Below are 23,407 nucleotides of genomic sequence, written 5' to 3'. Positions count from 1 at the left end.
ACAAGGACATGGGCATCGTCACCGACGCCGCCCGCACCGTCGGCGCCGCCCTGCCCGTCGGCGCCGTCGTCGCCTCCCTCGTCGCCTCCCTGCGCGCCCAGGGCGACGGCAACCTCGACCACTCCGCCCTCCTGCGCGGCGTCGAGCGCCTCTCCGGACACACCACCGAAAGCTGAGGCGGCCGGGCCTGACAGCGGCTTTCGCCGAGAGGCGACCGCCGTCACCACCCGCACCCTGATCGGCGACAGCGCGACGAACGGCCTTCCTGCACTCCGCCCGGGGGGCCGTTCCTCGCGTTCCGGCGGGGTCAGGCGGCGTACGGGGCAGTCGTACGCTCCCGCAACGGGCTCGCCGCTTACCGCCTCCCGGTTACCCGTCCAACGGGTTGGTGGCGATGCGGTCGGCGATGCCCCGGCGGACCGAGTCCGCGGCGGAGCTGTGCGGCTTGCGGTCGGCCTGGTTCCGGAAGCACGCGAGGAACTCGGGGCCCAGACCGAGCCGTGGGTAGCGTTCCAGCACCTCTGCGCGGAGCGCCGGCGACAGCGCGTCAGGGCGCTGTCCGGAGATGTCCAAGGAGGTCGAGAACACCAGCAGGTGAGCCTCGGGATCCTTCGCGACGTCCACCTCGTCCCACATGTGCCGCACGATCACCTCGGCGGCTCGTACCCGGCGCTCCACCGGCCAGCCGGCCGCCGCGCCGAAGACCCAGGCCACATGGCCACCGGCCTCGTCGAACGGCACGGTGTGGCTGTCGAACTCCGCGACCAGCCCGATGTCGTGGAACATCGCGGACACGTAGAGGAGTTCCGGATCGAAGGCGATGTCGTTCGCCGCGGCGTAGGCAGCTGCCCAGAGGTAGGCCCGGACCGAATGGTTGAGCAGGGCGGGTGAACAGTAGGCGGTCGCGCATTCCCGTGCGGCCCGGCATGCCCCGCTGTCAGGAATCACAAGGTCGTCCATCGTCATGGCCGCGATTGTGCCGCACGCGAGGTGGAGGCGCGTACGGGTGCCTGCGGGAAGGGAGTTGGCGCCTCCGGGCCAGGACCCGGAACGACGGGAGCCGGGGCGGAACGGACCCGGAGCCGCAGGGGAGCCGGGGCTACTGAGGAGCTCCCGGGACCACCGGAAGGGCCGCCAGTCCGCGCATCAAGCGCGTACGCCGCCACTCCAGCGCGTCGGCGCCCTCTCCCGTGAGCCGGATCTCCGGAAAACGGGTCAGCAGCACCTCGAAGGCGATCCGGGCCTCCATACGGGCCAGCGGTGCGCCGAGGCAGTGGTGCGGGCCGTGGCCGAACGAGACATGACCGGTCGGATGACGGCCCAGGCGTACGGAGTCGGGAGCGTCGAAGCGCGCCGGGTCGCGGTTGGCCGCGCCGGGGGAGACGAGCACGACGTCCCCCGCCTCGATCGGGGCGCCGCCGAGGTCGAACGGTTCGGTGGCGTAGCGGAACGTCGCGAGGGTGATCGGGGCGTCGTAGCGCAGGAATTCCTCGATCGCGGCGGGCAGCAGACCGAGGTCGGCACGCAGGCGGGCCCGGAGCGGGTCGTCCTGCAGCAGGGCCAGCATGCCGTTGCCGATCAGATGGGTCGTCGTCTCGTGGCCCGCGACCACCAACAGCACGGCCAGTGACACCAGTTCGGGTTCGGTGAGCCGGTCCTCGGCGTCGCGGGCGGCGATCAGCCCGCTCAGTACGTCGTCCCCCGGGGCGTCCCGTCGAGCGGCGATCAGCTCGGTCAGGTAGTCGCTGATGGCGTGCGAGGCGCGATCGACGGTGTCCGGATCCGCGGCGGCGAACAGGTCGTTGGACCACCGGCGTACGGCCGCGCGGTCGTTCTCCGGCACACCCAGCAATTCACTGATCACGGAGATGGGCAGCGGGACCGCGAAATCCTCCATGAGGTCAGCGGTGTCGTGCGCGGCCAGCGCGTCGGCGAGCTGCTGTGCGATCGCGCGGATCCGGGGCTCCAGCCCGGCCACGGCCGCCGGGGTGAACGCCTTCATCGCCAAGGTGCGCAGCCGGCCGTGGTGCGGCGGATCGGTGGCGAGCATCGTGCTGCTGACGGCAGGGGCCAGATCGCGGGTGGACGGCCGGCCCGCGAAGTACCGGGCCGTGTCCTTCGACAGCCGCGGGTCGGCCAGTGCGACCCGCGCCGCCGCCCATCCCGTGACGACCCACGTCGTGCGGCCGTTGCCCGTACGCACGCGCTGAACGGGGCCGCGCGCACGCAGCGCGGCGAGCTGGGGGTACGGATCGCGGGAGAACTCCGCCGAGTCCAAGGGACTGTTCACGCTCGGCCTCGTGCAGCTCGTGGTCCGGTGCCCGTCACTGATCGTCGCCCTTCGTCTCGGCGTCGCCCGCCGTGTCCGCTCTCCGCTTCGCGTCCGCCGCACGCGCCGCGTCCGCTCCCCGGGTGGGCGCCACGGCCCGTAGGGCGCCGGCTCCCGGCCGCGTGCCGGCTTCCGGTGCCGCGTCGTTCCGGGTCAGCGCCTTGCGGAAGAGGTGCAGCGCGGTGGTGCGTTCCGCGGAGCTGAGCGTCGCGAGCGGGGTCAGCTGGACCATCGCCTCGACCAATGCGCGACGGACCTGTGTGCCCTTGCCGGTCAGCTCGACGGTCTTGGCACGCCCGTCCGCGGGGTCGGGTACCCGTTCCGTGAGGCCCAGCCGTTCGAGGCGGCCGGCCAGGAAGGTCGCGCTGGACGGATCGCAGTACAGGCGGGCCGCCAGCGTCTTCATCGAGGGGGAGGGGAGACGGGGGTCGAGCGCCCACAGGGCCTCCGCGAGCGGAGCGGTCAGGCCCAGGCTGTCGAGAGTCGTCCTGAGCTGCGCATTCGACCGGCCCATGACCTCATGGACGGCGATGAGCAGCTCTCGCGTCAGGTCGGTCGGTGTCGAGGGTGCCACGGTGCCAGTTTACGAGAGAGTGCTTGGACGCTCGAAGTTCCGCCGGGAGCTGCCCGGCCCGGTTGCCCGTCCGGGCAGCCGGACCGCCTGACGCATGAGGCTGTCGAGGTGCGCGCGCGAGGAGCCCGGCGCACGCTGGATTCATGACCGAGCACCCGCCTGTCATCGTGCATCCGCCGACGCCGTCCGGCGGCCGGCGCGTGACCGTGCGCGGGCAGATCGTCGGCCTGGCGCACGGCCGCGGCGATGTGGCGGAGTTTCTCCGCCGTGCGGGAATCGCCGGGCCGGCCGAGGACATCGGACTGGACGACCCCCGCCTCGTCGAATGGCGCGGCGGCAGCCTGGACGACTGGCCGATGCCGTCGGCGTGACCGCTGCGGTCGGCAAGGCCTGCTCCTGGGCAACGCCCGACCCCTCTGGCGGCGCCCTCTCCTGGGCACCGGTCCTGCCGGGGCCATGACGCGTGCCGCTCTTCCCCCGCCGTCGGCCGCGCGACGACCTGCGCCACCGCCGCGCCCACCCACGCCCGTCCCCAGCCCGCCCCCGCCCCCTCCGCTGCCCACCTTGGTGTCCGATTTCCGCCAGCGCGGGCGTCCCGCCGGCCGCACAGTGGACGGTGTGATGACCGAGGACAGCAGGTACGAGGCGGTACGCAGCCGGGACGGCAGGTTCGACGGCGCGTTCTTCTTCGCCGTGTCGACGACCGGGATCTACTGCCGGCCGAGCTGCCCTGCCACCACGCCCAGGCGCCGCAACGTCACCTTCTTCCCGACTTCCGCCGCCGCCCAGGGCTCGGGCTTCCGGGCCTGCCGCCGGTGCCGCCCCGATGCCGTGCCCGGCTCCGCCGAGTGGAACACCCGCGCCGATGTCGTCGGGCGGGCGATGCGGCTGATCGGCGACGGCGTCGTCGACCGGGAAGGCGTCGCGGGTCTGGCGGCCCGCCTCGGCTACAGCGCCCGCCAGGTGCAGCGGCAGCTGAACGCCGAGCTGGGAGCCGGCCCCGTCGCCCTGGCGCGGGCCCAGCGCGCGCACACCGCGCGGGTGCTGCTGCAGACCACCGGACTCCAGGCGACCGAGGTCGCCTTCGCGGCCGGCTTCGCCAGCGTGCGCCAGTTCAACGACACCATCAAGGAGATCTACGCCCTCACCCCCAGCGCACTGCGCGCGGCCCGCCCGGGACGCGGTACGCGGTTCGGCCCGGTCGCCGCGCAGGCCACGCCCGGGGTGCTGCCGCTGCGGCTGGCATTCCGCGGGCCGTACGCGGCACGGCAGATCTTCGACTACCTGCAGCGGCGCGCGATCGCCGGCATCGAGGACGTGAGCGGGGAGGCCGGCGGGCGTACCTACCGGCGCACCCTGCGACTGCCCCACGGGACAGGTATCGCCGAGGTCGACGAGGCCACCGGCGATGGTTGGCTGGAGTGCCGGCTGCACCTCACCGAATTGACCGACCTCACCACCGCGGCACAGCGCGTGCGGCGTCTGTTCGACCTCGACGCCGATCCGTATGCGGTCGCCGAGCGGCTCGGCGAGGACCCCGTCCTGGCGCGCCTGACGAGGGCTCTGCCCGGCCTTCGCTCCCCGGGAGCCGCGGAGCCTCATGAACTGGCGCTGCGCGCCGTACTGGGTCAGCAGGTGTCGGTCACGGCCGGCCGCAAGCTGGGCGACGCCCTCGTCGCCGCCCACGGAGACCCGACGGCGGAGCCTGCCGGCCCGCTCACCCACCTCTTTCCGCGGGTCGAGGGCCTGGCCGAGGCCTCTCTCGCCGCACTGGGGATGCCGGATGCGCGCCGCGCGACCCTGCGCACCCTCAGCGCCGCGCTCGCCGACGGCACGGTCACGCTCGACGCCGGAACCGATCGCGCCCAGGCAGAACGGGCCCTGCTCGGGCTGCGGGGCATCGGCCCGTGGACGGCGGGCTACATCCGCATGCGCGCCCTCGGCGACCCGGACGTACGGCTGACGGGAGATGTCGCCGTCCGCGCGGGCATGCGCCGGGCAGGCTCCGCCATGGAGCACGCCGACGCCTGGCGCCCGTGGCGCTCGTACGCGATGCACCACTTCTGGAACGTGCCACGCACGGGGGACGAGAGCCCGGCGACGCCGGCCGGCCCGTGACCAGGGGACGCGGTGGTGAGGAATGACCCGGTGGCGCTCAAGGGCCGGTGGTTGGGCCATGGGTCATGGGTCATAGTCCCCGGGCCCTGCGGCTACCGAACCGCGAACCACCTGAACCACCGTCAAATCTGACGAAATGGAAGCGATGGAAGCGATGGAAGCGATGGAAACGATGAACGAGAAGGATGGCGGCATGACTCGTTACGCGACGCTCGACAGTCCGATGGGCGAGCTCCTGCTGGTGGGGGAGAAGTCCGCCACCGCAACGGGCGGCACCGCCCTCGCCTCCCTGTCCGCGCCGGAACAGAAGGGCGGAGCGGTCGTCCAGGACGGCTGGACCCACGACCCCGCCGCCTTTGCCGAGATCGCGCGTCAACTGCGTGCGTATTTCGACGGTGAGCTGACCTCCTTCACCCTTGAACACGTCGCCCGCGGAACGGACTTCCAGCGGCGTGTGTGGAAGGCGTTGGAGTCCATCCCCTACGGGGCCACGACCTCCTACGGACGGATCGCCGCCGAGATCGGTGCCGCGCGTGGCGCGGTACGTGCCGTAGGAACGGCGATCGGCGCCAACCCGCTGCTCGTGGTGCGGCCCTGCCACCGCGTCATCGGCGCGGACGGCTCGCTCGCCGGCTACGCGGCCGGCCCGGAGCGCAAGCAGCTGCTGCTCGGTCTTGAAGGAAACGGGCGGCAGCAGGCCGAAGGGAACGGACCGCATGCCTCCTGAGTCAAGGCCTGTCGTGTTGATCAGGTGGGGCTCGCACACGACGCACGCGCGCCCCACGCCCTCGACGCCCGCCGGAGCACCTCATGTCCACGACCACCTCTCGCCCTGACCTGACCGCCGACCAGGCCTTTCCCGCTGATCGGGCCCGCCCCGCCTCCCCCGGCCGTTCCGCCGCCCGCGTCGGGAAGCGGCTCGCCGCCGCCGACTGGCCGACGCTGACGGAAGAACTCAACAGCCTGGGCTGTGCGTTGACCCCACGTCTGCTCACGCCGTCCGACTGCCGCAGCCTGATCGGGCTGTACGACGAGACCGACCGCTTCCGGTCGACCATCGACATGGCGCGGCACCGCTTCGGCTCCGGTCAGTACCGCTATTTCGCCCACCCGCTGCCCGAACCGGTCCAGGCCCTGCGCGCGGCGCTCTACCCGTACCTGCTGCCCATCGCCCGGGACTGGGCGGAGAAGCTGGGCAGGCCGGCGCCCTGGCCGGACACGCTGGGGGAGTGGCTGGCGATGTGCCACGAGGCCGGACAGGTCAAGCCCTCCCAGATCCTGCTGCGTTACGGGGCGGGCGACTGGAACGCACTGCACCGCGACATCTTCGGCGACATGGTCTTCCCGCTCCAGGTCGTCATCGGCCTCGACGAGCAGGGCCCGGATTACACCGGGGGAGAGTTCCTGCTCGTCGAACAACGGCCGCGCGCGCAATCACGCGGCACCACGACCGTGCTGCAGCAGGGCCACGGCCTGATCTTCACCACCCGCGACCGCCCCGTACGCTCCAGCCGGGGCTGGTCGGTGGGGCCGGTCCGCCACGGCGTGAGCACGGTCCGCTCGGGCCGGCGGCACTCGCTGGGCCTCGTTTTCCACGACGCCTGAGGGCCCCTCGCGACCGACTGGCGAGCGCGGGGCCTTGCGGGGCAGCGATCGCGCCGACGGGTGCCGGAGGGCTGAGCGCCGAGGACTGAGCGCCGAAGAATGAGCTCCGAGGGCTGTGTGCTCTGCGTTGTCAGTGCCCTGCTGTTGACTGTTGCTGACGGGAGTCGGCGTTGCGGATGACGACGACGGGACGGTGCAGTCCGAACGGGGGCGGGAGACCGATGTGTCGACGCATGCGAGCTGGGTGGGCGCCTGCGAGAGGTGTGCGTGAGCCAGATCACCGTCCACCGCATGAGATGTCGTCCCGGTCGGCGGAATAGGGCCCGGACATAGAACGTTCGTCATGCACGTACCGGCGTTGACCCTGCTCGCACTACGTCCCCGATGTCCCTTTCCGTCCCCCGTCTCGCCCCCTCCCGGGCTCGCCGGCCGTCCGTTCGCCCGTCTGGCCGGCCTCGCCCGCATGTTCCACTCCGAGGCTCCTGCCCCGTAATTCCCGCTCCGCCCCGCACACGACCGCTATGCCGCCCTGGAGGCCGCGCGTATGACCCGAACGACGACGGACCAGCTACCCGGGAGGGCGGCGCCCGCCGCCGCGCACCCGTTGCCCGAGGCCGGCGCGGGCGGCCACCGCAGAGCGAGCGGTGGCATCGTTCCGGTCCTCGCCTTCTCCGGCATCGTCGTCGCGGTGATGCAGACGCTGCTCGTGCCGGTCATCAAGGACCTGCCGACGCTGCTCAACACCGCACCCAGCAACGCCACTTGGGTCATGACGTCCACCCTCCTGGCAGGAGCGGTCTCGACGCCCATCATGGGACGCCTCGGCGACCTGAACGGCAAACGGCGGATGATGCTCGCGAGCCTCGCCGTCATGGTCGTCGGGTCACTGATCTGCGGCTTCACCAGCGACCTGCTCACCATGATCGTCGGCCGGGCGCTGCAGGGCTTCGCCATGGGCGCCATCCCGCTCGGCATCGGCATCATGCGCGATGAGCTGCCGCGCGAGCGCCTCGGCTCGGCCATGGCCCTGATGAGCTCCTCGATAGGCGTCGGCGGCGGGCTCGCCCTGCCGGCCGCCGCCCTGGTCGCCCAACACGCCGACTGGCACACCCTGTTCTTCGGCGCCGCCGGGCTCGGCGTGCTGTCCATGGGGCTCACCCTGCTCGTCGTCCCGGAGTCGTCGGTGCGCGCGCATGGACGCTTCGACGTGGCCGGTGCCCTCGGGCTCTCCGCCGGTCTGGTCGCCCTGCTGCTGCCGATCACCAAGGGCAGCGACTGGGGCTGGAGTTCGCCCACCACCCTCGGCCTGTTCGGCATCGCCGCCCTGATCCTGGTGCTGTGGGGTGTGATGGAGCTGCGGATCGCCGATCCGCTCGTCGATCTGCGGACGAGCGCCCGGCGCGAGGTGCTGCTCACCAACCTCGCTTCGATCACGGTCGGCGTGGCGTTCTACGCGATCTCCCTGGTGCTGCCGCAGCTGCTCCAGCTGCCGAAGTCGACCGGCTACGGCCTCGGCCAGTCCATGGTGGTGGCCGGTCTGTGCGTCGCGCCGCTGGGCCTGACGATGATGCTGGTGGCGCCGCTGTACGCGCGCATCGCCGCCCGTCGTGGCCCCAAGGTCTCGCTGCTGCTGGGCATGCTGGTCATCGCGGTCGGCTATGGCGCCGGCATCGGGCTGATGGACGCTCCCTGGCAGACGGTCATCATCGCGGTCGTCGTCGGCGCGGGTATCGGCCTGGCCTATTCGTCGCTGCCCGCGCTGATCATCGGCGCCGTCGACCCGTCCGAAACGGGCGCGGCGAACGGCCTGAACACCCTCATGCGTTCGATCGGCACGTCGGTGTCCAGCGCCGTCATCGGCATGGTGCTGGCTCATATGTCCATGAGCATGGGGCCGGTGACGGTGCCCACCATGGACGGTTTCCGGGTCTCCTTCGGCATCGCCACGGCCGCGGTGCTCGTGGGCGTCGCGGTGGCGGCCTTCCTGCCCTCCCAGCGGAAGGCCGGCCGGCCGACCCTCGTCGCGCAGAGCGGTGACGGGGCGGACGGCGAGCCGGGTGGTGCAGACGGGACGGTGGAAGCGGCCGCGGCGGTCGGGCCGGTGCCCGTTGCCGAGGGGACGGGCGCGGCCACCGATCGCACCGAGCCGTCCGAGCGGTCGGAACCGTCTGAGCCGTCCGGACCGTCCACGCCGTCCTGGGCGCGGCTGGCTGCCGGGCCGGAGGACTCGCTCGGTTCGTTCCCCGCGGCAACTCCCGCATTCCGGGGCCGGGTGCTGGATGCGGCGCGGGTGCCGGTGGCGGGTGCGACCGTCACGCTCATCGATCGCCAGGGCCGGCAGGCCGGCGTCACCCCCGCCGGGGCCGACGGCCGCTATGAGCTGGCCGCCCCCGCGGCCGGCGCCTACGTCCTCATCGGTTCGGCGCCCGGCCACGAGCCGCAGGCGGCCTCGGCCACCTGCCACGGCGAAGCGACGTCGGCCGCACCGGACTTGGTACTCACCGGCTCCGGCCGCCTGGGCGGCTCCCTGGCCGGTGGTCCGGACGGTGCCCCGCTGGCCGGCGGGAACGTCGTCGTCACCGACGGGTGGGGCGACGTGGTGACCCACACCGCGTCCGGGGCCGACGGGAAGTGGGAGGTCCCGCACCTCCCGCCCGGCGCGTACACCCTGGTCCTGAGCGCCGCGGGCCACCAGCCGCAGGCCCGCTCCGTCGAACTGTCCGGCGCTGTCCCGGAACGGCAGGATGTCCGTCTCCGTCCCACGGTCACTGTCCGTGGGACGGTCCGGGGGCCGGACGGCCTGCCGCTGACGGACGCCTCGGTCACCCTCGTGGCCGACGGCTCGGTCGCCGGGCACGCCGTCACAGGACCGGACGGCGGCTTCGCGTTCTCCGACCTGAGCGGCCGTCACTACACCCTGTCTGCCGCCGGCTATCCGCCGCAGGCCGCCCCGGTATCCCTCGCCGGCGGCGCCGACGAGGTGCTCGATCTGGACCTCGTCCAGCCGGGCCGCGCGGCTCACTGACGGGGCGGAGCGAACGCCCGGCCGCCCCTCCCGGCCGCGCCTTGGAGGGGCGGCCGGGGGCGGGCACCCCGGCCCCGGCTCCTGGTCTCCGGGCGCTGTGGGCAGGAGCCTCAGCCCTGGTATTCCGTGAGGTCGATGCTGTGCACGGTGAGGGCGTGGCCGTATTTCGGGTCCGCGGTCTCCCGCTCGAAGTCCATTCCCAGCTTGCGCATCACGTTCTCGGAGGCCTCGTTGCCCAGCCGGTCGATGGCGATGACCCGGTCGAGGCCGCGGTCCTGGAGGGCGAATTCCAGTACGGCCTGCGCGGCTTCCGATGCGTAGCCCTGGCCCCAGAACTGCCGGCCGAGGCGCCAGCTGATCTCGATGTCGGGCAGCGCGTCCGGAAGGTACCCGGGTACGGACAGTCCGGCGAAACCGGCCAGTTCGCCCGAGGCCAGCAATTCGACGGCGAAGAGGCCGAAGCCTTCGTCGTCCCACTCCTCCTCCCACCGCTCGATGGCCTCCGCGGTCCCGTCCAGGTCGAGGACGGCGCCGTCGCCGATCCAGCGCATGACCTGCGGGTCCGCGTTGATGTCCGCCATGGGGGCGAGGTCGTCGTCGCGCCAGCGGCGCAGAAGGAGGCGGGGAGTGTGGATCTCGGTCATGCCGCCCATCCTGTCGAACACGGACGCGTTGCGGTAATCGGCAGTCGCGGGGGAGCCGCCGGCGCACCGCCGCACGGTCGCTCAGCGGCCCCGCAGCTGTGCGAAGGTCGCGTCGAGTTCGCTCTGCACGGCCGGGCCGGCGGCTTCCGCGTCGCCGTGGACCACGGCCTCGCGAGGGCGGCGTGCCCGGCGTCGCCGTGCCGGGGGTCGCGATCGCGCAGGCCGAAGAGGTCGACCAGGGCGATCAGGCCCTCCCGTAATGCCGGGGCGAGCTCGCTGAACAGGTCGGTCAGCACCGGATTGTGCGCGGCGTCGATGACCGTGGCGTGCAGGGCGATGTCCGCGTCGACGAACGCCGCGTCGTCCTCCCCGGCCGCGGTGGCGCGGCGCCGTGCGAGGGCTGCCCGCAGCGCGGTGACATCGGCTTCGGTGCGCCGGGCGGCGGCCAGCCGGGCGGCCTGCACCCTCGACCATGGCCCGGACTTCGTAGACATCGGTGACCGCTGCGCTGCGGAGACGGGTGGGCCAGTCCTTCGTCGGCGCCGTGGCGATCACGAAGACGCCGGCGCCCTGGTGAGGTTGCAGCAGTCCGGCGCCCGCGGGCGCCCCTACGGCTTCGCGCACGGTGGTGCGGCCGACGCCCAGGGGCTTGGCCGGGGTCGTTTCGCCGGGGATCGTGGTGCCCACCGGCAAGTGACCGCAGGTGATCTGCTCGCGCAGCCGTTGGGCGGCCTGTTCGACCAGGGGGCTGGGCCGAAGCGCCTCTAGGGACATCCCGTTTCGCGACCGCTCATGCCCCGACCGCTCATGCCCCGACCTCTCCTGTCCCGACCTCTCAGGTTGTCCGAGGTGAGGTGACGATCGATAAGTCTGCTCGGGCGACCCGCGCGAGCTGGTCGGTGCTCGAGCGGGTCCCGACGGGCCCGTGGCGGGGAGCCGGAGCGCCGGGTCTGGTGGGGCTGCCGGGGCCCGTGCGGCCGGAGGGGCCGGTGCGGGGGACGGCTGAAACCGGTAGTGCGGCATCCGTGGCGCACAAAAATCTGCGAACCTGGGCGGCGCTGCGGAGTTCCTGCTGGTCACGGCGGTATGAGGGGCGCCGTCGCGCCAGGTGTGGTGGGCTCGTTAGTGGCGCATTAGCGCCTCGTTAGCGGACCGCCAGTGCCTGGGGTCACTCTGGAAGAGCAACGGTCGGCCGGTGCACACCCGCAGAGGGCGGAGAGCGCACCCACGAGACGAGGGGGCCACTCATGTCGCTCACCACCAAGACTTTCGGCCGCGGCGGCCGTGTCGCCGCCGGGTCACTGATCGCCCTCGCGGCGCTCACGCTCACCGCCTGCCAGAGCGGGGCGGACAACGCGTCCCGGGCTTCGGCACCGTCCGCGCCGTCGTCCGGCAGCGCGGAGGGCGCCAGTGGTGCGCCGTCGTCCGGCAGCACGGCGCAGTCCTCCGGTGGCAAGTCCGAGTCGTCCGGCAGCGCCGTGAAGCCGTCCGGCGACGCGACGGGCCCCGCCAAGGGCAGCCCGGTCCCCAACGCCCCGAGCGCCTCGCAGGCCCATACGTCGGCGATGGCGACGTCCGACCGTTGCACCGCCGCCAACATGTCGCTGCGCCTGGGCGCTGCCGACATCGGTGCGGGCAACATCCACTATCCGCTGGTGTTCACCAACAAGGGCAAGACGGCCTGTTCGCTGCGCGGCTACCCGGGGGTCTCGCTGATGCAGCGTGACGGTTCCTCGGTCGGCAAGCCCGCCACCCGGGAGGGCGGCGCCGGCGGTTCCGTCCGGCTGCAGCCCGGCCAGAGCGCGCACGCCGTGCTGCACACCGTCAATGACGGCGTCTCGGACACCCCGTGCTGGTCCGCCTCTCAGATCGTCTACGTCTACCCCCCTGGCTCGAAGGAGTCGATGACCACGCACAGCAACGGGCTGCGGGTGTGCGGCGGGCGGTTCACCGTGACGACGGTGGAGGCCGGCTCGCTGGGCTGACGACACGGCAGGAGAGAGCGAACGGGCCGGTCCTGAGGGACCGGCCCGTTCGGCGTGCGCGCACCGTTGGAGCAAGGCCCCGGCCGTCACTCTCCGTACGCCACTGGAATGGCCCCCGATGAGGATCCACGTGCCTGGATAGGTGTTACCAAGGTGAACGGAAGCCGATATGCGAGCTTTCGTTGCATACCTCCTGAGGAGGCATCCCTATGGATGCAGCACCTTCGACCGTGGCCGACAGCTCCGATGTGGCCGGAAAACCGTCCGCCGAGGACGAGTCGCCGATCCATATCCTCTGGATCAACGCGGGCCTGAGCTGCGACGGTGACTCCGTGTCGCTCACCGCCGCGACCCAGCCGAGCATCGAGGAGATCGCCCTCAGCGTGCTGCCCGGTCTGCCCAAGATCGCAGTGCACTGGCCGCTGATCGACTTCGAATGCGGCCCCGTCCAGGGCGCGGACAATTTCATCGAGTGGTTCTTCAAGGGCGAACGCGGCGAGATCGACCCGTTCGTGCTGGTCGTCGAGGGGTCCATCCCCAACGAATCGATCAAGCCGGAAGGCTACTGGTGCGGATTCGGCGATGACCCCGAGACGGGCCAGCCGATCACCACCAGCGAGTGGATCGACCGCCTCGCCCCCAAGGCGCTCGCCGTGGTCGCGATCGGCACCTGCGCCACGTACGGCGGTATCCATGCGATGGCCGGCAACCCGACCGGCGCGATGGGCGTGCCCGACTACCTCGGCTGGGACTGGAAGTCGCATGCGGGGATCCCCATCGTCTGCGTGCCAGGCTGCCCGATCCAGCCCGACAACTTCTCGGAGACGCTGGTCTACCTGCTGCACCAGGCGGCGGGTTCGGCCCCGATGATCCCGCTGGACGACCAGCTGCGGCCCACCTGGCTCTTCGGCGCCACCGTGCACGAGGGCTGTGACCGCGCCGGCTACTACGAGCAGGGCCAGTTCGCGACGACGTACGACTCGCCCAAGTGCCTGGTGAAGCTCGGTTGCTGGGGCCCCGTGGTCAAATGCAACGTCCCCAAGCGGGGCTGGATGAACGGCATCGGCGGCTGCCCCAACGTCGGCGGCATCTGTATCGCCTGCACCATGCCGGGCTTCCCCGACAAGTTCATGCCGTTCATGGACGAGCCGCCCGGCGGCAAGGTCTCCAGCACCGCCAGCGCCGCCTACGGCAGCGTCATCCGCCGTCTGCGGGGCATCACCGCCAGGACCGTGGACCACGAGCCCAAGTGGCGCCACCGGGGCGACCAACTGACCACCGGCTACCGGGAACCGTGGTGAGCGCACGGTGACCGCACGACCCGGAGCCGTCTGACAGTCCCCTCGCGGCCGGCCTCTCCGTCCGACCCTCCCACCTCCCGCGCGCAAAGAAGGGCACGGCACACACGATGGCACCGAAGACAAAGGCGGCCGGTGACGGCAGCGGTCTGACGGAGATGTCCTGGGATCCGATCACCCGGATCGTGGGCAGCCTCGGCATTCACACAAAGATCGACTTCAAGCAGAAGCGGGTCGCGGAGTGCTACAGCACCTCGTCGGTCTTCCGCGGCTACAGCGTCTTCATGCGGGGCAAGGACCCGCGTGACGCGCACTTCATCACCAGCCGCATCTGCGGTATCTGCGGTGACAACCACGCCACGTGCTCGGTGTACGCGCAGAACATGGCGTACGGCGTGAAGCCGCCGCACCTGGGTGAATGGATCATCAACCTCGGTGAGTCCGCGGAGTACATGTTCGACCACAACATCTTCCAGGAGAACCTGGTCGGGGTCGACTACTGCGAGAAGATGGTCCGCGAGACCAACCCCGGTGTCTGGGAGCTCGCCAAGCGCACCGAATCCCCGCACGCGGCCGACCACGGCTACCGCACCATCGCCGACATCATGACCTCCCTCAACCCCATCGAGGGGGAGTTCTACCGCGAGGCGCTCCAGGTCAGCCGCTACACCCGGGAGATGTTCTGCCTCATGGAGGGCCGCCATGTGCACCCCTCCACGCTCTACCCGGGCGGTGTGGGCACCATCGCCAGCGTCCAGCTCTTCACCGACTACCTCAGCCGGCTGATGCGCTACGTCGAGTTCATGAAGCGGGTCGTCCCGCTCCATGACGACCTCTTCGACTTCTTCTACGAGGCGCTGCCCGGATACGAGGAAGTCGGCCGGCGGCGCATCCTCCTCGGCTGCTGGGGCGCGCTCAACGACCCCGACCACTGCGACTTCACCTACGCGAACATGACCGACTGGGGACGGAAGATGTTCGTCACCCCGGGTGTCATCGTCGACGGCAAGCTGGTCACCAACGACCTCACCGAGATCAACCTCGGCATCCGGATCCTGCTCGGCAGCTCCTACTACCAGGACTGGCAGGGCCAGGAGCAGTTCGTCACCCACGACCCGCTCGGCAACCCCGTCGACCCGCGCCACCCCTGGAACCAGCACACCATCCCCGCCCCGCAGAAGCGCGACTTCGGCGACAAGTACAGCTGGGTGATGTCCCCGCGCTGGTTCGACGGCAAGGACCACCTCGCGCTGGACACCGGCGGCGGCCCGATCGCCCGCCTGTGGTCCACCGCCCTGTCCGGGCTCGTCGACACGCCGTATGTGAAGTCCACCGGCCACAGCGTCACCATCGACCTGCCGCGCTCCATGACGAAGCCCGAGGCGCGCTTCGAGTGGAAGATCCCGAAGTGGAGCAACGCCCTCGAACGCAACCGCGCCCGCACCTACTTCCAGGCGTACGCGGCCGCCATGGCACTGCACTTCGCCGAGAAGGGGCTCGAAGAGGTCCGCGCCGGACGCACCCAGACCTGGGAGAAGTTCGAGGTCCCCGACGAGTCCATCGGTGTCGGATTCACCGAGGCGGTACGCGGTGTGCTGTCGCACCACATGGTCATCCGGGACGGGAAGATCGCCAACTACCACCCGTACCCGCCGACCCCGTGGAACGCCAGCACCCGCGACTCCTACGGCACACCCGGTCCCTACGAGGACGCGGTCCAGAACACCCCGATCTTCGAGGAGAACACCCCGGAGAACTTCAAGGGCATCGACATCATGCGCGCCGTGCGCAGCTTCGACCCGTGTCTGCCCTGCGGCGTCCACATGTACGTCGGTGACGGCAAGTCCGTGGAGAAGATGCATGTGCCCACCGGTCTGAGCGGACTGGGCGGATGAGCGCCCCCGCCAAGGCCGCCTCCGCACAGGCCGCTTCAGCGAAAGCCGGCTCCGCGAAGGCCGCCCCCGCACCGGCGGAACCCCGGGCCGCGGTGCCCAACGCCGAGGCGACCGGGCGGCGCGTCGAAGAGGTGCTGGACCGGCTGGCCAAGCGGGGCGACGCCGAGGCGACCTCCGCCGCCGAGGAACTCGTCCGCGTCCTGATGGACTTCTACGGCGCCGGCCTGGCCCGGATCGTGCACCTGCTGGAGCGCGGCACGGACCCGAAGGCCGAAGCGGGGCCCCAAACGGCGCTGCTGCGTGATGAGTTGGTGTCCAGTCTGCTGGTGCTGCACGACCTGCACCCGGAGAACACCATCACCCGCATCGACCGCGCGCTGGACAGTGTCCGCCGGCAGCACCCGGTCGAGAGGGCCGGATTCAACGCGCACACCGGCGAGCTGATCCTGCGGTCCGCGGACTCCGGGGGCTGCGGCTGCCCGAGTACCTCGCAGTCCGCCCAGCAGGCCATCGAGGACGCGATGTCCTGCTTCGCCCCCGAGGTGACCTCGGTGCAACTGGAGTCCCAGGGAGCACAGGCGGAGCCGGCGCTGTTGCAGATCTCCCGCCGCCCGCCGACCACCGCCCCGGCCCCGTGAGCGGCCGGCAGACGGCGCCGCCGCGCCCCGGGGCACCGGCCGCCGGCCGCGGACTGCGCAGATTCCGCGCGCCGCAGCCGCCGGCCCCCGAGCGCTGCGAACTGTGCGGCGCGGTGGTCCCCGACCACCACCGCCACCTGGTCGACACCAAGAAGCGCGCACTGACCTGCGCCTGCACCCCGTGCGCGCTGCTCTTCGAGCGGCCCGGGGCCGCCGCCGGACAGTTCCGTACGGTCCCCGACCGCTACCTCGTCGACCCCACGCACACCCTCGACGACGCCGCCTGGGACCTCCTCCAGATCCCCGTCGGCGTCGCGTTCTTCCTCCGCAACGCCGACCTGGACCGGCTGGTCGCGCTCTACCCCAGCCCGGCCGGCGCCACCGAGAGCGAACTCGACCCGGAGACCTGGCAGACGGTCCTCGGTGCCAGCCGCCTGGCCGACCTCCTCGAAGCCGACGTGGAGGCCCTGCTGCTGCGCCGCCACGAGGGCCGTATCGACTGCTACCTGGTGCCCGTCGACATCGCCTACGAACTCGTCGGCCGGATGCGGCTGTTGTGGCAGGGCTTCGACGGCGGCGCCGAGGCGCGCGCCGCGCTCGACGCCTTCTTCGCCGAGGTCGCCCGCCGGGCGCGCAAGCCGAAGGAGGACGACCGGCCGTGACCGACCTCTCGTTCACCTGCACCTCCGTACGCGCCGACCGGTATGCCGCCGGCCCCACCCTCGTCTTCCGGCTGCGCATCACCGCCGCCGACGACGACGCCCGCGTGCACGCCATCGCGCTGCGCTGCCAGATCCGGATCGAACCGGCCCGCCGCGGCTACGACCCGGACGAGGCGGCCGCGCTGGCCGATCTCTTCGGCGAACGGTCCCGCTGGGGCAGCACCCTCCAGCCCCTCCAGTTCGCCCAGGTCTCCCTCGTCGTGCCCGGCTTCACCGGCGAGACCGAGGTCGACCTGCCCGTCCCCTGCACCTACGACATGGACGTCGCCGCCAGCCGCTACTTCCAGGCACTGCGCGACGGCGAGGTGCCGCTGCTGATGCTGTTCTCCGGCACGGTGTTCGCCGGAGCCGGCGGCTTCCGCGTCGAACCGGTGCCGTGGGACAAGGAAGCGCCCTACCGGATGCCGGTGCCCGTCTGGCAGGAGATGCGCGAGGCGCACTTCCCCGGCTGCGGCTGGCTCCGGCTGCCCCGCGAGACCCTCGATGCGCTGCTCGCCTTCCGGTCCCGGCGCGCACTGCCCTCCTGGGAGGCGGCCGTCGAAGCCCTGCTGGCCTCCGCCGACGCCGCCGAACCAGCCCCGCGGGCCCGGGTCTTCCCCGGTGCCGCCGCCCGCCACGCCACCGAGAGGACCGCGCCGTGACGACCCGCGCCGCGACGACCGATGCCCTGTCCGAGGACATGGCGGCCCGGTTCGACCTCGCCCGCCAGGTCGCGGACGCGGTGCTGTTCGAGGGCTATGTGCTCTACCCGTACCGGGCGTCGGCGGCCAAGAACAAACTCCGCTGGCAGTTCGGCGTGCTCGTCCCGCCCGCCTGGGGAGCCGACAGCGCGGAGCACTCCTTCCAGCGCACCGAAGTCCTCATGGAACCCCGGTCGGGCGCGGAGCTCTCCGTCGAACTGCGCTTTCTGCACGCCCAGCGCCGTACCGTCCAACGAAGCCTGGACGACGGCCGGTTCGAGACCGTCACCGAACTCGAACTGCCGGACCGGGTCCTGGTGCCCTGGGACGAGGGAACGGAGGAGCGCGTCACCCTCGTCGCCGCCGTCACCGAGCTGGCCGGCGACGGCCTCACCGTCCCCTTCTCCGTGCCCGCGCGCGAGGAGACCGAGCCGGTGCACGATGCCGACGGGCACCTCGTCGGCCGGCTGGTGCGCCGCAGCGAGGAACTCAACGGCCTGGTGCGGGTGACGGCGAGCGACATCGACGGGCCGTACGCGACGATGCGGCTGGCCGCCACCGTGGAGAACACCAGCTCCTGGTCGCCGGAGGGCGCCGCCGACCGCGATGCCGCGCTGCCCCGCTCCCTGGTCGCCGCGCATCTTCTGCTCGGCCTCGGCGCGGGCTCCTTCCTGTCCATGACCGACCCGCCGGAGTGGGCCAAGGGCGCCGTCGCCGCCTGCCACAACGAGCACGCCTGGCCCGTACTCGCCGGGGAACCGGGCCGTGCCGATGTGGTGCTGTCCTCCCCGATCATCCTGGAGGACCACCCGGCGATCGCCCCGGAAAGCCCCGGCGCGCTCTACGACTCCCTGGAGATCGACGAGATCCTCGCGCTGCGCACCGCCGCCCTCACCGACCAGGAGAAGCGCGAGGCACGCGGCACCGACCCCCGGGCGGCCGAGGTCATCGACCTCGCCGAGTCGATGCCCCCCGAAGTCCTGGAGCGGCTGCACGGCGCCGTACGGGCCCTGCGCGAGGTCACCGGAGCCGGCCCCACGCCGCCGCCCGACCTGGTCCCCGACGTGCCGGGTGCGCAACCGGGAACCCCCTGGTGGGATCCCGAGAGCGACCGCAGTGTCGATCCGGTGCGCGACCGGATCACCGTCGAGGGGCGGTCGGTCGGCGCGGGCAGCCGGGTGCTGCTCAAGCCGGGCAAGCGCCGGACGGACGCCCAGGACCTGTTCCTGCACGGCCGCAGCGCGCATGTCGAGGCGGTGCTGCACGACGTGGACGGCGGGGTGCACCTCGCCGTGACCGTGGAGGGCGATCCGGGCGTCGACATCCGGCGCGCACAGGGCCGGTTCCTCTACTTCCAACCCGACGAGGTCGCCCCTCTGGAGGACGCGTGAACGCCGACACCCCCTACACCGAACCGCCCGCACGCACCCTGATCGCCGGTGTCGGCAACATCTTCCTCGGTGACGACGGCTTCGGCGTCGAGGCCGTGCGCCGACTCGGCGAACACCCGCTGCCCGACGGCGTCGAGATCGTCGACGCCGGGGTCCGCGGCGTGCACCTCGCCTACCAGATGCTGGACGGCTACCACACCGTCCTGCTGGTCGACGCCTGCGCACGCGGCGCCGAACCCGGCACCGTCCACCTCCTCGACGCCACCACCCCGGCCGCCGCCCGCCCGCAGAACACCGCGCTCGACGGCCACCACATGACCCCCGACACGGTGCTCGCGCTGCTGGACACGCTCAGCGCGGGAACCGACGGCCGACGCCCGCAGCGCGTCCTGGTCGTCGGCTGCGAACCCGCCGACATCGAGGAAGGCATCGGGCTCAGCGAACCGGTCGCCGCCGCCGTCGACGAAGCCGTACAGCTGATCCTGGGCCTCGTCGACGCGACGGAGCCGACCCCCGCACCAGCCGGGCCGCACCCCAGTGAGAGGAACACGACACCATGCTGAAGCTCGCCCTCGGCGGCGCGGCTCTCGCCGCCCTCACCCTCGCCGTCAAGTCCGTGCTGCCCGACGTCAGGCGCTACCTGCGCATGCGCGCCATGTGATCCGACGGCGCTGCACCGAACGGCTTACGTCACCGTGCCGCCCCGGCGAGGCACCCCGGCCGCCCTCCGGCCGAGCCGTCTAATGAGCCCGAGCGGCACCCGGTCGTCCCCGTACCAGAGAGGGAACCGTGCACGAGATGTCCATCGCGCTCGCCGTCATCGACCAGGTCGAAAGCGCGGAGCGGCCCGCCGGGGCGACGGCGGTCACCGGCGTCCGGCTCCTGGTCGGCGAGCTGGCCGGAGTGGTCCCCGACGCGCTGGCCTTCTCCTTCGAGCTCGCCTGCGCCGGTACGGCGCTGGAAGGCGCGGAACTCGACACCGAGATCGTGCCCGCCCGTGCCCGCTGCGGACCCTGCGCCGACACCTGGGCGGTGGGCATGCCGCCGCAGCTGAGCTGCCCGGTGTGCGGCGCCGCCACCGACGAGCTGCTGTCCGGGCGCGAGTTGCAGATCGCCGCCGTGTGCTGGAACGACGCCCCGGTGCCCGCCTCCGCACACCCTTTGACCCACCAGGAGCGCTGAACCATGTGCCGTGTCGTTGACCTGCAGCAGGCGGTGCTCGCCAAGAACGACGCCTGCGCCCACACGCTGCGCGAGGACCTGGCCGCCCGCGGCACCTCCGTCGTCAATCTGCTCTCCAGCCCCGGCAGCGGCAAGACCGCCCTGCTGGAGCGCGAACTCACCCTCGCCCACAGCCGCGGCATCCCGGTGGCCGCGCTCACCGCCGACCTCGCCACCGAGAACGACGCGGTCCGGCTGGCCCGCTCCAAAGTGCCCGTCAAACAGGTCCTCACCGACGGGCTGTGCCACCTCGAAGCGGGGATGCTGGGCGGCCACCTCGACGGCTGGCTGCCGGCGGGCACCCGGCTGCTGTTCGTCGAGAACGTCGGGAACCTGGTCTGCCCGGCCTCCTACGACCTCGGGGAGACGCTGCGCATCGTGCTCGCGTCCGTCACCGAGGGCGAGGACAAACCCCTGAAGTACCCCACCGCCTTCGGCCTCGCCCACCTGGTCGTGGTGACCAAGACCGATATCGCCGAGGCCGTCGACTTCGACGAGAAGGCCTTCCGGGCCAACGTCGAACGCGTCAACCCCGGTGTCGAGATCGTCCTCACGTCGGCGCGCCGGGGCGAGGGCGACGGCGTGCTGCTCGACCGGGCGCTCGCGGCGCGCGACGGCGCTCCGGTGCACCTCCCCGTCATGGCCCGGCAGTCCCACCAGCCGCACGACGCCGACAGCCACACCCACGACGGCGGTCACACCCATGCCGACGGCAGCGCCCACGACCACAGCCATGCGCACGAGCCGCACACCCACCCGCGCCACACCCACGGGGCGGCCCGCTCCCACGCGGACGGTCCCGGCAGTGTGGAGTCGAGCCGCTGATGACCACCGGGCAGGCCCGCGCGGTCCCCGTGGCGGCCGCCGTACGCCGCCGGATCACCGTGCGGGGAGTCGTCCAGGGCGTCGGCTTCCGCCCCTTCGTCCACGCCCTCGCCACCGAACTGGGCCTGTCCGGCCATGTGATCAACACCGGCGACGGCGTCGTCACCGAGATCGAGGGAGCACCCGCTGCCGTCGGCCGCTTCGGTGAACGGATCGGCGCCGACGCACCTCCGCTGGCCTTCGTGGAGGCCGTCGAGGGCGAGGACATCGCGGCCACCGGCGACGCCGGCTTCGCCATCCTCCCCTCCCGTGGCGAAGGCCCCTCCCGCACCCTGGTCTCCCCGGACGCCGCCACCTGCGACGCCTGCCACAGCGAGCTGACCGACCCCGCCGACCGCCGCCACCGGCACCCCTTCCTCACCTGTACGCACTGCGGACCGCGCTTCACCATCGTCACCGCGCTGCCCTACGACCGCGCGAAGACCACCATGTCCGCCTTCCCGATGTGCACCAACTGCCGTACGGAGTACGCCGATCCGGCCGACCGCCGGTTCCACGCCCAGCCCATCGCCTGCCACGACTGCGGTCCCCGGCTGCACCTGCTGACCGCCGACGGGGACGACCCGGCCCGCCCGCCGCGCCCGTCGGCCGCCCCCGACCCCGTCGCCGGGACCCGCCGGCTGCTCGGGGCCGGCGCGATCGTCGCCGTCAAAGGCCTCGGCGGCTACCACCTCGTCTGTGACGCCTCCGACGACGAGGCCGTCGGCCGGCTGCGCGAGCGCAAGGGCCGCGGCGGCAAGCCCTTCGCCCTGATGGCCCGTGACCTCGCCGACATCAGGCACCTGGTGACCGTCGGACACGAGGAAGAGGCCCTGCTCACCGGCCCCGCACGCCCCATCGTCCTGCTGCGCCGCACTCCACGGGCCGAGCCGTCCGCCACCGCGCCGAAGCTCTCGGCGGCCGTCGCGCCCGGCAGCCCCGACCTCGGCGTCATGCTCCCGTACACGCCGCTGCACCATCTGCTGCTCGGGTTGCCGGGCGACCCGCCGGGACCCCGGCTGCTCGTCATGACCAGCGGCAACCTCGCGGGCGAACCCATCGTCACGGACGACGACGAGGCCCTGCGGCGGCTCGCGCCGCTCGCCGACGCCTGGCTCACCCACGACCGGCGGATCCAGGTCCCCTGCGACGACTCGGTGGTGCGTGTCTGCGACGGCGGACCGCTGTTCGTGCGCCGCTCCCGCGGCTACGCACCCTTTCCGGTGACCCTGCCCGTGCCGGTACGGCCCGCGCTGGCCGTCGGCGGCGACCTCAAGAACGTGCTCTGCCTGGCCGAGGACCGCCGCGCCTGGCTGTCCGCGCACATCGGCGACATGGACGAGCTGGCGACCCAGCAGGCGTTCGAGCGCGCCGAAGCGCATCTGGAGACCGTCACCGGGGTGCGCCCGGGGCTGCTCGCCGCCGACCGCCATCCCGGCTACCGCTCCGGCGCCTGGGCGCGGCGCAACGCCGGTGGCAGACCGCTGGTGCGCGTCCAGCACCACCACGCGCACATCGCCGCCGCCATGGCCGAACACGGCCTCGACGGCACCCGTCCGGTGATCGGCGTCGCCTTCGACGGCACCGGCTACGGCGACGACGGCGCCGTCTGGGGCGGCGAGATCCTGCTCGCCGACTACGACGGGTACCGGCGTTTCGGCCAGCTCGGCTACGTACCGCTGCCCGGGGGCGACACCACCGTCCGGCGGCCTTACCGGATGGCGCTGACACATCTGCGCGCGGCCGGTATCGACCGGGCGGCCGATCTGCCGCCGGTGGCGGCTTGCCCGCCGGACGAACTGCGGGTGCTCGAACGGCAGTTGACGCGTGACGTGAACTGCGTGCCCACCTCCAGCATGGGGCGCCTCTTCGATGCGGTCGCCTCCCTGGCCGGGGTGTGCCAGCGCGCCGGATACGAGGCCCAGGCAGCCATCGAGCTGGAGGCGGCGGCGCTCGGCGCGGGCGCCGACCACGGGCCCGGCTACGCCTTCGCGCTGCGGTCCGCACCGCCGGCCGCTGCGGGCGCCGACACGGTGGCCGACCCCGCGCCGGTGCTCACCGCCGTGGTCCGTGACGTCCGCGCGGGCGTCGCCCCCGCGCTGATCGCGGCCCGCTTCCACACCGCCGTCGCCGCGCTCGTCCGGGACTGGTGTGTGGCGGCCCGTGACCGCGCGGGACTGACGACCGTCGCGCTGAGCGGCGGTGTCTTCGCCAATGTCCTGCTGGCCGGGGCCACCGCCCGCCTGCTGCGGCAGGACGGCTTCACGGTCCTGCTGCACCGCCGGGTCCCGCCCAACGACGGAGGGCTGGCACTCGGCCAGATCGTCGTGGCGGCGCGGGCCACCCCGTCCGGCGCGGCGGCCACCCCTTGAACGGCCGACTGCGGTGAGGCGGCCGGAACGTACCCACGACGAGGAG

At 72.3% G+C, this 23,407-nt stretch carries 22 protein-coding genes and 1 pseudogene; 18 read left to right on the top strand and 5 right to left on the bottom strand.

The genetic code is table 11. The features are described 5' to 3' along the window. Nucleotides 1-176: NAD-binding protein (locus ACIRQ7_RS34370; protein WP_404266462.1), on the top strand; the 176-nt coding region annotated here is incomplete at its 5' end. Between the two features lie 193 nt (nt 177-369). Here the strand turns inward: ACIRQ7_RS34370 and ACIRQ7_RS34365 are convergent. The 3 genes from ACIRQ7_RS34365 to ACIRQ7_RS34355 all read right to left on the bottom strand — a co-directional run bounded on the left by ACIRQ7_RS34365 (nt 370) and on the right by ACIRQ7_RS34355 (nt 2,903). After that, a complete protein-coding gene (locus tag ACIRQ7_RS34365; RefSeq protein WP_404266454.1) occupies nt 370-966 on the bottom strand; it encodes an HD domain-containing protein in 597 nt (198 codons plus the stop codon). Nucleotides 967-1,099: 133 nt separating this feature from the next. Further along, nucleotides 1,100-2,290: a cytochrome P450 gene (locus ACIRQ7_RS34360; RefSeq protein ID WP_404266453.1), complete on the bottom strand. Its 1,191-nt coding sequence runs from the start codon at nt 2,288-2,290 to the stop codon at nt 1,100-1,102. Between the two features lie 34 nt (nt 2,291-2,324). Next, entirely contained in the window at nt 2,325-2,903 is a 579-nt protein-coding gene (locus ACIRQ7_RS34355) for a MarR family winged helix-turn-helix transcriptional regulator (protein WP_404266452.1), read from the bottom strand. Nucleotides 2,904-3,046: 143 nt separating this feature from the next. On the opposite strand from ACIRQ7_RS34355, the gene ACIRQ7_RS34350 reads away from it, so the two are divergent. From ACIRQ7_RS34350 to ACIRQ7_RS34330, 5 genes are all read left to right on the top strand, one after another. Next, entirely contained in the window at nt 3,047-3,274 is a 228-nt protein-coding gene (locus tag ACIRQ7_RS34350) for a hypothetical protein (protein ID WP_401477850.1), read from the top strand. Between the two features lie 250 nt (nt 3,275-3,524). Next, nucleotides 3,525-5,021, top strand: a complete 1,497-nt coding sequence (locus ACIRQ7_RS34345; protein ID WP_404266451.1) for an AlkA N-terminal domain-containing protein — start codon at nt 3,525-3,527, stop codon at nt 5,019-5,021. Between the two features lie 193 nt (nt 5,022-5,214). After that, on the top strand, nt 5,215-5,748 hold the full coding sequence (locus tag ACIRQ7_RS34340; RefSeq protein ID WP_404266450.1) for a methylated-DNA--[protein]-cysteine S-methyltransferase: 534 nt from the start codon (nt 5,215-5,217) through the stop codon (nt 5,746-5,748). Between the two features lie 83 nt (nt 5,749-5,831). Further along, on the top strand, nt 5,832-6,626 hold the full coding sequence (locus ACIRQ7_RS34335) for a 2OG-Fe(II) oxygenase (RefSeq protein ID WP_404266449.1): 795 nt from the start codon (nt 5,832-5,834) through the stop codon (nt 6,624-6,626). A 544-nt stretch (nt 6,627-7,170) separates the two neighbouring features. Further along, nucleotides 7,171-9,651, top strand: coding sequence for an MFS transporter (locus tag ACIRQ7_RS34330; RefSeq protein WP_404266448.1), 2,481 nt, complete (start codon nt 7,171-7,173; stop codon nt 9,649-9,651). Nucleotides 9,652-9,761: 110 nt separating this feature from the next. Here ACIRQ7_RS34330 and ACIRQ7_RS34325 read toward each other — a convergent pair whose 3' ends face one another. Beyond that, on the bottom strand, nt 9,762-10,295 hold the full coding sequence (locus tag ACIRQ7_RS34325) for a GNAT family N-acetyltransferase (RefSeq protein WP_404266447.1): 534 nt from the start codon (nt 10,293-10,295) through the stop codon (nt 9,762-9,764). Between the two features lie 81 nt (nt 10,296-10,376). Continuing rightward, a pseudogene (locus ACIRQ7_RS34320) lies at nt 10,377-11,069 on the bottom strand (FadR/GntR family transcriptional regulator). A 473-nt stretch (nt 11,070-11,542) separates the two neighbouring features. Between ACIRQ7_RS34320 and ACIRQ7_RS34315 the strand changes: the two are divergent. The 12 genes from ACIRQ7_RS34315 (at nt 11,543) to hypF (ending at nt 23,361) form a co-directional block, all read left to right on the top strand. Further along, nucleotides 11,543-12,280: a DUF4232 domain-containing protein gene (locus tag ACIRQ7_RS34315; RefSeq protein ID WP_401477867.1), complete on the top strand. Its 738-nt coding sequence runs from the start codon at nt 11,543-11,545 to the stop codon at nt 12,278-12,280. A gap of 209 nt (nt 12,281-12,489) precedes the next feature. Continuing rightward, nucleotides 12,490-13,581, top strand: coding sequence for a hydrogenase expression protein HypE (locus ACIRQ7_RS34310; RefSeq protein WP_401477870.1), 1,092 nt, complete (start codon nt 12,490-12,492; stop codon nt 13,579-13,581). 107 nt (nt 13,582-13,688) lie between these two features. Continuing rightward, nucleotides 13,689-15,473 (top strand): nickel-dependent hydrogenase large subunit, encoded by a 1,785-nt coding sequence (locus tag ACIRQ7_RS34305; RefSeq protein WP_401477873.1) that lies wholly within the window; start codon nt 13,689-13,691, stop codon nt 15,471-15,473. Beyond that, complete coding sequence (locus tag ACIRQ7_RS34300; protein WP_404266446.1) at nt 15,470-16,111, top strand: hypothetical protein; 642 nt, start codon at nt 15,470-15,472, stop codon at nt 16,109-16,111. Before ACIRQ7_RS34305 ends, ACIRQ7_RS34300 begins: the two co-directional genes overlap by 4 nt. Then, complete coding sequence (locus ACIRQ7_RS34295; RefSeq protein ID WP_401477879.1) at nt 16,108-16,773, top strand: DUF5947 family protein; 666 nt, start codon at nt 16,108-16,110, stop codon at nt 16,771-16,773. Before ACIRQ7_RS34300 ends, ACIRQ7_RS34295 begins: the two co-directional genes overlap by 4 nt. Continuing rightward, a complete protein-coding gene (locus ACIRQ7_RS34290) occupies nt 16,770-17,474 on the top strand; it encodes a DUF6084 family protein (protein WP_404266445.1) in 705 nt (234 codons plus the stop codon). The genes ACIRQ7_RS34295 and ACIRQ7_RS34290 overlap by 4 nt, the downstream gene beginning before the upstream one ends. Before the next feature lie 38 nt (nt 17,475-17,512). Beyond that, the gene (locus ACIRQ7_RS34285) at nt 17,513-18,904 is read left to right on the top strand and encodes a hypothetical protein (protein ID WP_404266461.1); all 1,392 of its coding nucleotides are present in this window, start codon (nt 17,513-17,515) and stop codon (nt 18,902-18,904) included. Further along, complete coding sequence (locus ACIRQ7_RS34280) at nt 18,901-19,467, top strand: hydrogenase maturation protease (protein WP_404266444.1); 567 nt, start codon at nt 18,901-18,903, stop codon at nt 19,465-19,467. The genes ACIRQ7_RS34285 and ACIRQ7_RS34280 overlap by 4 nt, the downstream gene beginning before the upstream one ends. Then, entirely contained in the window at nt 19,461-19,565 is a 105-nt protein-coding gene (locus tag ACIRQ7_RS34275) for a DUF6893 family small protein (protein WP_401477888.1), read from the top strand. Before ACIRQ7_RS34280 ends, ACIRQ7_RS34275 begins: the two co-directional genes overlap by 7 nt. Before the next feature lie 128 nt (nt 19,566-19,693). After that, nucleotides 19,694-20,086 (top strand): hydrogenase maturation nickel metallochaperone HypA, encoded by a 393-nt coding sequence (locus tag ACIRQ7_RS34270; RefSeq protein WP_403669466.1) that lies wholly within the window; start codon nt 19,694-19,696, stop codon nt 20,084-20,086. Nucleotides 20,087-20,089: 3 nt separating this feature from the next. Next, nucleotides 20,090-20,950 carry a hydrogenase nickel incorporation protein HypB gene (hypB, locus tag ACIRQ7_RS34265; RefSeq protein WP_404266443.1) on the top strand — a complete coding sequence of 287 codons (861 nt, stop codon included), beginning with the start codon at nt 20,090-20,092 and terminating at the stop codon, nt 20,948-20,950. Then, complete coding sequence (hypF, locus tag ACIRQ7_RS34260) at nt 20,950-23,361, top strand: carbamoyltransferase HypF (RefSeq protein ID WP_404266442.1); 2,412 nt, start codon at nt 20,950-20,952, stop codon at nt 23,359-23,361. Before hypB ends, hypF begins: the two co-directional genes overlap by 1 nt. Nucleotides 23,362-23,407 lie beyond the last annotated feature (46 nt).

The sequence above is a fragment of the Streptomyces sp. NPDC101393 genome, from assembly GCF_044767385.1.
Lineage (GTDB): Bacteria > Actinomycetota > Actinomycetes > Streptomycetales > Streptomycetaceae > Streptomyces.
The sequence above is the reverse complement of the archived record's forward strand: the minus strand, read 5'-3'. Positions and strand labels throughout refer to the sequence as shown.